The sequence below is a fragment of the Enterobacter cloacae complex sp. P27C genome (assembly GCF_014895705.1).
Lineage (GTDB): Bacteria > Pseudomonadota > Gammaproteobacteria > Enterobacterales > Enterobacteriaceae > Enterobacter > Enterobacter bugandensis.
In genome coordinates this window covers 109,240-117,292 of sequence record NZ_JADBQB010000010.1, presented here as the reverse complement: position 1 = coordinate 117,292, position 8,053 = coordinate 109,240, and the positions used below count along the sequence as shown (strand labels likewise).

7 protein-coding genes and 1 riboswitch are annotated in these 8,053 nt (G+C 55.1%); of the genes, 2 read left to right on the top strand and 5 right to left on the bottom strand.

Going from position 1 to position 8,053, the window contains the following annotated elements; genetic code table 11:
* Nucleotides 1-383: 383 nt before the first annotated feature.
* Nucleotides 384-1,235: a glutamate racemase gene (gene murI, locus IM291_RS18960; protein ID WP_028014824.1), complete on the bottom strand. Its 852-nt coding sequence runs from the start codon at nt 1,233-1,235 to the stop codon at nt 384-386.
* Complete coding sequence (gene btuB / locus IM291_RS18955) at nt 1,180-3,027, bottom strand: TonB-dependent vitamin B12 receptor BtuB (RefSeq protein ID WP_182034787.1); 1,848 nt, start codon at nt 3,025-3,027, stop codon at nt 1,180-1,182. The genes murI and btuB overlap by 56 nt, the downstream gene beginning before the upstream one ends.
* Nucleotides 3,028-3,092: 65 nt before the next feature.
* Nucleotides 3,093-3,269, bottom strand: a riboswitch (cobalamin riboswitch).
* 104 nt (nt 3,270-3,373) lie between these two features.
* Between btuB and trmA the strand changes: the two genes are divergently transcribed.
* Nucleotides 3,374-4,474 carry a tRNA (uridine(54)-C5)-methyltransferase TrmA gene (gene trmA, locus IM291_RS18950; RefSeq protein WP_048998209.1) on the top strand — a complete coding sequence of 367 codons (1,101 nt, stop codon included), beginning with the start codon at nt 3,374-3,376 and terminating at the stop codon, nt 4,472-4,474.
* A gap of 55 nt (nt 4,475-4,529) precedes the next feature.
* On the opposite strand, the gene IM291_RS18945 is transcribed toward trmA, so the two are convergent.
* The gene (locus IM291_RS18945) at nt 4,530-4,889 is read right to left on the bottom strand and encodes a YijD family membrane protein (protein WP_008501783.1); all 360 of its coding nucleotides are present in this window, start codon (nt 4,887-4,889) and stop codon (nt 4,530-4,532) included.
* 9 nt (nt 4,890-4,898) lie between these two features.
* Nucleotides 4,899-5,537 (bottom strand): HTH-type transcriptional repressor FabR, encoded by a 639-nt coding sequence (gene fabR, locus IM291_RS18940; protein ID WP_008501784.1) that lies wholly within the window; start codon nt 5,535-5,537, stop codon nt 4,899-4,901.
* Between the two features lie 196 nt (nt 5,538-5,733).
* Here fabR and sthA point away from each other — a divergent pair, with 196 nt between their 5' ends.
* The gene (sthA, locus tag IM291_RS18935; protein ID WP_045260262.1) at nt 5,734-7,134 is read left to right on the top strand and encodes a Si-specific NAD(P)(+) transhydrogenase; all 1,401 of its coding nucleotides are present in this window, start codon (nt 5,734-5,736) and stop codon (nt 7,132-7,134) included.
* On the opposite strand, the gene oxyR is transcribed toward sthA, so the two are convergent.
* Nucleotides 7,117-8,034 carry a DNA-binding transcriptional regulator OxyR gene (oxyR, locus tag IM291_RS18930; RefSeq protein ID WP_025758848.1) on the bottom strand — a complete coding sequence of 306 codons (918 nt, stop codon included), beginning with the start codon at nt 8,032-8,034 and terminating at the stop codon, nt 7,117-7,119. The genes sthA and oxyR overlap by 18 nt on opposite strands.
* Between the last annotated feature and the right edge of the window lie 19 nt (nt 8,035-8,053).

Genomic DNA, 8,053 nt, shown 5'->3' with positions numbered 1-8,053 from the left:
TAAGTTTGATGCTCGTGAATTAAACTTCGTAATGAATTACGCATGTTCACTCAGAGACTTGGTATTCATTTTTCGTCTTGCGACGTTAAGAATCCATGTCACTTTGAGTGCCCACACAGATTGTCTGATAAATTGTTAAAGAGCAGTTGCAACGCGGCTTTCGCTCACCGTTGCGAGGTCCCGTATATTACGTTTTCCTCATTCAGAGTCAAGCGATTATTTTCACTTTTCTCTGTTGGCGTTCATCTCTGAACCCCGCTAACCCGGCGGCCTGTAAGCCGTTGTTCCGTGTCAGTGGAGGCGCATTATAGGGAGTTCTCAGACGTTGACAACCCCTCTTTTAAAAAAAACTTTCAACCGTCTCTTTTTTGCTCAAAACCGTGCTACAGCGCCAGTTTTTCGAGCGTTTCAAAGCCATAACGGCGTAAAACGGGTAAAAGTTGCTCAGTCTCTTTCGTGATAGCCATGCAAAATGCGATATTTGCATCGGTAGATTTCGCATCCGGCGCTTCATGCTCCAGCAGCCAGGCCGTACGACGGGCGATCGCCGCACCAGAATCCACCAGCCGCGTCCCCTCCGGAAGCACTTCTAAAAGCTCTTCCTGCAAGAGAGGGAAGTGGGTGCAGCCCAGCACAACCGTATCCGGTGGTTCGGGCATCCGCAGCCACGGACGAAGAATACGACGCAGCTCTTCGAGCGATACCGTCTCGCCGTGCAGTTTCGCTTCCGCCATCTCCACCAGCTCTGCGGAGCCAAGCATTGCAATCTGGCATTCGTTAGCAAAACGGTCGATCAGCTCGCGGGTATAAGGACGCTTCACCGTGCCACGCGTGGCCAGCAAGCCCACGATACCGTTCGCCGTCAGGCGCGCGGCAGGCTTTATGGCAGGAACAACGCCCACAACCGGGAACTGGAATTTCTCACGCAGAGCGGGAAGAGAAACGGTGCTTGCCGTATTACAGGCGATGACCGCCAGCGCAAGGGGATAGCGCTTTTGTACCGCGGTGACGATTTCAACCACGCGCTCAACGATAAAGTCCTCACTCTTCTCCCCATACGGAAAAGCGACGTTATCGAAGGCGTAGATGTAATGAAGATCCGGCAGGAGATGCCGAATCTCATCGTAGACCGAAAGCCCACCGACGCCGGAATCAAACACCAGCACGGTAGGGCGCGGATTAGAAGGTGTAGCTGCCAGACAAGGTGTATTCCCGTCCTGCAGTTTGGTAGCCATAAACTGTCTCGTAATCTTTATCGAACAGGTTGGCTATTTTACCACGAACTGTGAGGTGTGAGGTGACCGGATATGAAACTGCGACATCCCACAGGCTCACACCGCCCATTTTCACTTTTTCTGACGGATAAGAACCAAAATCAGTGTCGTAACGCGTGCCGAGATAGTGATACGTCAGGCTCCAGTCGAAATCATAGATCTGCGTATCGAGCTGATATTTCACCTGCTGCTTAGCACGACGGTCCAGAAGTTCGTTGGTCGCCGCATTGCGGGCATCCACATAGTCGTAGCCAACGGTATGCGTCAACGGACCTGTATCAAACGACGCCGTCGCTTCCACACCCTTAATGCGTGCTTTGCCGACGTTGTAATATTCCTGAAGGTTATTATTGAAGTCGATGAGATTATCAACGTCATTACGATAGCCGGACACGCGCCAGCTCACGCCTGCCGTCAGGCCTTCAAACGCCCCTTCCCACTGCTTGCTCTCTTCTGGATCAAGATGGTCATTGCCATAGAAGCCATAGAGTTGACCCAGATTCGGGGCTTTGTAGGCCGTACCATAAGAAGCAATGAAGCGGTAGCCGTCCACGAACTCCCACGCTGCACTGCTTTGCCAGGTGCCATGGCGACCAAACTGAGAGTTGTCATCGCTGCGAACCGCCCCTTCCAGAGTGAAATCGCCCAGCTGCTGCAGCCCGGTCAGGTAGACGCCGGTGTTACGCAGGTTGTAGCCGTTGGTCACGTAGTTTGTACCCGGCTCGGTGCTCTGCTTCTGCCAGTCAACGCCTGCACCAATGTTCCCGTGCCCCACATCAACGGAGTTGAGCCACTGAACGTTGTACTGTTTGATTTCATCCAGCGTGGCCGTCGAATCGTAACGGCCCAAATTAGGGTCGTAGTTATAGTCTTTGCTGTGGCTATAGCTGGTGAGCAGCTGTGAATGGAAGATGTCCTCGTTGAAGCGTAATCCTGCGTCCCAGGTCTGGCTATAGAGCTGGCGGGTATCGACCAGAACGTCAGGGGTAAATGAGCTGTAGTAACCGTCATAGGCCGTACGGTTGCTGTAGCCAAAGCCGCGAACAAATCCGCTCCACTGGTCTGAGAATGCGTGATCCAGTGCGCCGTAGAGCGTTTTATTCATAAATCCGTCGCGATCGGTCTGGGCAAGGCCACCATTGTTGCCGTCCGCAACCACATCGAAACCTTTGGTATAGGTGTAATCCCCCGCCAGCGTGACGCGCGTGCTGTCGCCCAGCGTTTGCTGGGTACTGCCGCCATAATTCTGGTAACCGTGCGACCCTACGCCGGCATTCAGCGTCGTACCGTCCTTCGTGCGGGTGGTAATAATGTTGACTACACCGCCAATCGCATCCGAGCCGTAGACCGCCGAACGCGGTCCACGCACATATTCGATACGCTGCACCAGGGAGATCGGGAACTGGCTGAGATCGGACGACCCCGTGACGCCCGCCTGGTTAAGGCGGATGCCGTCAACGAGAATCAGGACGTGGCTGGAGTTGGTGCCACGGATAAAGAGAGAAGAGAGTTGCCCCATCCCGCCATTTTGCGCCGTGTCCACACCGGGCAGGCGACGCATAACGTCCAGCACCGAGGTTGATTGCCAGCGGTCAATATCGGCACGCGTAACCACCGACGTTGCTGCCAGAATAGTTTTTTCAGGTTGTTCAAAACGATTTGCCGTCACCACCAACGAGTCAGCGCTATCCTGCGCCCAGCCCGAAAATGCCGTGACGGACAGCGCCGTCAACAGCGATACTTTTTTAATCATTGTTAAAGCATCCACAATATAAGAAGGATGCCGCAGGCCTCATCTATAGCACGCGATGATGAAACCAAATGCGACGTGATCCCGGCAGGTCTTCGGGCTAGGTGGCGTTATACGGATGAAGACTTCCCATTTTCACAGTGTCTACAGCTCTCATCCCGCCAGTCTTTACCGCTGCGCGTCAGCTCCAGATTTTCACTGGATTCCCTTTTCACTCTCAGGAGACCGGAAACAGAATGCTACAATTAGACACGTATAGATGTCCAGACAGCTATTGGCCATTAAATCTGGACATCCCCTGAACAATCCCTACAATCCCCGCGTAATTCTTTATCACTCAGGACGCATCATGACCCCAGAACACCTCCCGACAGAACAGTACGACGCGCAGCTGGCCGAGAAAGTTGTCCGTCTGCAAAGTATGATGACGCCTTTCAACGCGCCCGTTCCCGAGGTGTTCCGCTCCCCTGTCAGCCACTACCGCATGCGCGCCGAGTTCCGCATCTGGCATGACGGCGACGACCTGTACCACATCATTTTCGATCAGCAGACCAAATCACGCATTCGCGTGGACAGCTTCCCGGCAGCGAGCGAGCTTATCAACCAGCTGATGACGCTGATCATTGAAGGCGTGCGCAACAATCCGGTGCTGCGCCACAAGCTGTTCCAGATTGACTATCTGACCACGCAAAGCAATCAGGCGATTGTCTCTCTGCTGTACCACAAAGCGCTGACCGACGAATGGCGCGAGCAGGCCGAAGCCCTGCGCGATACGCTGCGTGCGCAGAACATCAACGTGCACCTGATTGGCCGCGCGACCAAAACCAAAATCATGCTGGATCAGGATTACGTCGACGAGCGTCTGCCGGTGGCAGGTAAAGAGATGGTTTACCGTCAGGTGGAAAACAGCTTCACCCAGCCGAATGCCGCGATGAACGTGCAGATGCTGGAGTGGGCGCTGAAGGCGACGGAAGGGTCTAAGGGCGATCTGCTTGAGCTGTACTGCGGTAACGGCAACTTCTCGCTGGCGCTGGCGCGTAACTTCGAACGCGTGCTGGCAACGGAAATCGCCAAGCCGTCGGTAGCGGCCGCGCAGTACAACATCGCCGCTAACCATATCGATAACGTGCAGATCATTCGCATGGCGGCAGAAGAGTTCACCCAGGCCATGAACGGTGTACGCCAGTTTAACCGCCTGGAAGGGATCGATTTGAAGAGCTACCAGTGTGAGACGATTTTTGTCGACCCGCCGCGCAGTGGCCTGGACAGCGAAACCGAGAAGATGGTGCAGGCGTATCCGCGTATTTTGTACATCTCCTGTAACCCGGAGACGCTGTGCAAGAATCTGGAAACATTAAGCCAGACGCACAAGGTTGAACGTCTGGCGCTGTTCGATCAGTTCCCGTATACACACCATATGGAGTGCGGTGTACTGCTCACGGCGAAGTAACTAGCCGGCGTTTTTGGCAGGTGGCGCTTCGCTTACCTGCCCTACTCAGACCTCATTACTCTGGCAGTTGGCTCTTGCGGCTACGCATGCGCGAGCCAATCCAGAACACCAGCGCCACGGACAGTACCGCAGGGAAGAAGTTAGAGCCGATATCCGGATACTCCGCGCGCACCACGGTGCTATACAGCAATACGCCCAGAATAAAACAGGCAGCGGCCAGCCCCGGTAACCCGACCGGCATCGTACGGTTCAGGTAACGCTGATGCAGGCAGTAGACCGTCAGCACCAGCGCAATAAGCGGGAAAATCGAAAATGGCACGATGGAGCTAAAAATAGCGGCAAACGTGCCATTAATGGATAAGCCAGCGATCAATGCCAGCAACAGCGTCCCTTTATCCTGACCTGACTGTTTCATTACTCACCTTCACTCTTCGGTTTGATGTGCCAGTTTCTCTTGTTCACGGCGATACCAGTAGTACGCGCCTTTGGAGATCATCCTGAGCTGCAATACCAGTCGCTCTTCAAGCTGCTTGCGTTGTTCAATGCTGACGTCCAGCGCTTCGGCACCCGCGCTGAACACAATCGTCACCATCGCCTCGGCCTGTGCTTCAGTAAAGGCACGCGGCATATGGTTTTCGAGTTCAAGATAGTCGGCAAGTTCCGCGATGAAGTGCTGAATTTCCCGCGCGACGGCGGCACGAAACGCTGCCGATGTGCCCGAACGTTCGCGCAGAAGCAGACGAAACGCGTTGGGGTTATTGCCGATAAATTCCATAAACGTCGACACGGAGGTGCGGATCACGCTGCCGCCTTTGGCGATACGCTGACGCGCCTGGCGCATCAGCTGGCGCAGCATCAAACCGCTCTCGTCGACCATGGTCAGGCCCAGTTCATCCACATCACGGAAGTGACGATAGAAGGACGTTGGCGCAATCCCGGCCTCGCGTGCGACTTCGCGCAGGCTCAAACTGGCAAAACTCCGCTCAGCACTCAGTTGACTGAATGCGGCTTCCACCAGCGAACGCCGGGTTTTCTCTTTTTGTTGTGCTCTTACGCCCATCACGATAGTTGAATCCTTCCAAAGGCCTGATGGCACTATACCAGAGAATAAAATTAATCTGTTTGCTCAGCTTTGTGAATGATTGTTTACGTGCGGTTTGTGCTCCACTGCCGGAAAAAAGCACAACGATAATTGGGTTACCCTGGCAATGATGTTATGATTCTGTTGCTTTTATGTATAAGAACAGGTAAGCCTTGCCATGCCACATTCCTACGATTACGACGCAATAGTTATTGGTTCCGGCCCCGGCGGCGAAGGTGCTGCTATGGGTCTGGTGAAACAGGGAGCCAGAGTAGCGGTCATCGAGCGCTACCATAATGTCGGCGGCGGTTGCACCCACTGGGGCACCATCCCTTCGAAAGCCCTCCGCCACGCCGTTAGCCGCATTATCGAATTTAACCAGAACCCTCTTTACAGCGACCACTCCCGACTTCTTCGTTCCTCCTTTGCCGACATCCTGAATCACGCGGATACCGTCATTAACCAGCAGACGCGCATGCGTCAGGGCTTTTATGAGCGTAACCATTGTGAAATCCTGCAGGGCAACGCGCATTTTGTGGATGAACACACCCTGGCACTCGAATGCCACGACGGTTCGATTGAGACGATCACCGCTGAAAAATTTGTGATTGCCTGCGGTTCACGCCCTTACCATCCGGCCGACGTCGACTTCTCACACCCGCGCGTCTACGACAGCGACTCCATTCTGAGCCTGCACCATGAACCCCGCCACGTCATTATCTATGGCGCAGGGGTCATCGGCTGCGAATACGCGTCGATCTTCCGCGGAATGGATGTCAAAGTTGACCTGATTAACACCCGCGATCGCCTGCTGGCGTTCCTCGATCAGGAAATGTCAGACTCCCTCTCCTACCACTTCTGGAACAGCGGCGTGGTGATTCGTCACAACGAAGAGTACGAGAAAATAGAAGGCTGCGATGATGGTGTGATCATGCACCTGAAGTCCGGTAAGAAGCTGAAAGCCGACTGCCTGCTGTACGCCAACGGCCGTACCGGCAATACCGATTCACTGCGGCTGGAAAATATCGGGCTTGAAACAGACAGCCGCGGTCAGCTGAAGGTCAACAGCATGTATCAGACCGCGCTGCCGCACGTATACGCGGTGGGCGACGTAATTGGCTACCCGAGCCTGGCCTCCGCCGCTTACGATCAGGGCCGCATTGCCGCTCAGGCGCTGGTGAAGGGTGAAGCAACGGCGCATCTGATCGAGGATATTCCGACGGGGATCTACACCATTCCGGAAATCAGTTCTGTCGGGAAAACCGAGCAGCAGCTGACGTCAATGAAGGTGCCTTACGAGGTGGGTCGTGCACAGTTTAAACATCTGGCGCGGGCGCAAATCGTGGGGATGAGCGTGGGAACGCTGAAAATTCTGTTCCATCGCGAGACGAAAGAGATCCTCGGGATTCACTGCTTCGGTGAACGCGCGGCGGAAATCATTCATATCGGCCAGGCTATCATGGAGCAGAAAGGTGGTGGTAACACCATTGAGTACTTCGTTAACACCACCTTTAACTACCCGACCATGGCGGAAGCCTATCGGGTAGCCGCGCTGAACGGCTTAAACCGCCTGTTTTAATGCGCTGTCGAAATGGCCATCCATCGCACCGCGGATGGCCTCTGCCAGCTGCTCATAGCGGCTGCGCAGCGGTGACCCTGGGCGATACACCAGGCCAATGGTGCGACGCGGCTCCGGTTTAATGCACGGCAGGTACACCACGCCATCACGCTTACGCTCGCGTGGCACGGCCAGCGCAGGCAGCAACGTAATACCGCTTCCCGCCGCCACCATATTACGCAGCGTTTCCAGACTGGTTGCGCGGAAGTGGGTATCTTCGTCAGCGCCCGCTTCGAAGCAGAAGCCCATCGCCTGATCGCGCAGGCAGTGACCGTCTTCCAGCATCAGCAGCTTTTCACCGGCCAGATCGGCCATCGGCACGCGATCGCGGTTCGCCCACGGGTGATCTTCATAGATCGCCAGCATCATCGGCTCATCGAACAGCGGTACTTCAATAAACGCTTCGCTCTCTTTTACCAGCGCCAGAATGGCGCAGTCGAGCTTGCCGCTGTCCAGCTGCGCCAGCAGCTGATGGGTTTGCGCTTCGTGCAGGTACATTTCGAGTTTCGGGAACGTCTGGTGCAGCATGGGAATGATGTGCGGTAATAGGTACGGGCCAACGGTTGGGATCAGGCCAATATGCAGCGGGCCGGACATAGCCTCTCCCTGCTGGCTTGCCATTTCCTTGAGCACTTTGACCTCGCGCAGCACGGTGCGCGCCTGATCCACCAGCAGAAGACCTGCCTGTGTGAACAGAACCTTACGGCTGGTGCGCTCCAGCAGCATCACGCCCAGCTCGTCTTCCAGCTTGCGGATCTGCCCGCTCAGCGTGGGCTGGCTGACATGGCAGGAATCTGCCGCGCGGCGAAAGTGACGATGCTCGGCTAACGCTACCAGGTATTCAAGATCACGAATATTCATTATTCATCCTCCGTCGCCA

Coding starts and splice junctions, on each gene's coding strand:
- murI (WP_028014824.1), bottom strand. CDS start 1,235: ATGGCTACCAAACTGCAGGACGGGAATACACCTTGTCTGGCAGCTACA.
- btuB (WP_182034787.1), bottom strand. CDS start 3,027: ATGATTAAAAAAGTATCGCTGTTGACGGCGCTGTCCGTCACGGCATTT.
- trmA (WP_048998209.1), top strand. CDS start 3,374: ATGACCCCAGAACACCTCCCGACAGAACAGTACGACGCGCAGCTGGCC.
- IM291_RS18945 (WP_008501783.1), bottom strand. CDS start 4,889: ATGAAACAGTCAGGTCAGGATAAAGGGACGCTGTTGCTGGCATTGATC.
- sthA (WP_045260262.1), top strand. CDS start 5,734: ATGCCACATTCCTACGATTACGACGCAATAGTTATTGGTTCCGGCCCC.
- oxyR (WP_025758848.1), bottom strand. CDS start 8,034: ATGAATATTCGTGATCTTGAATACCTGGTAGCGTTAGCCGAGCATCGT.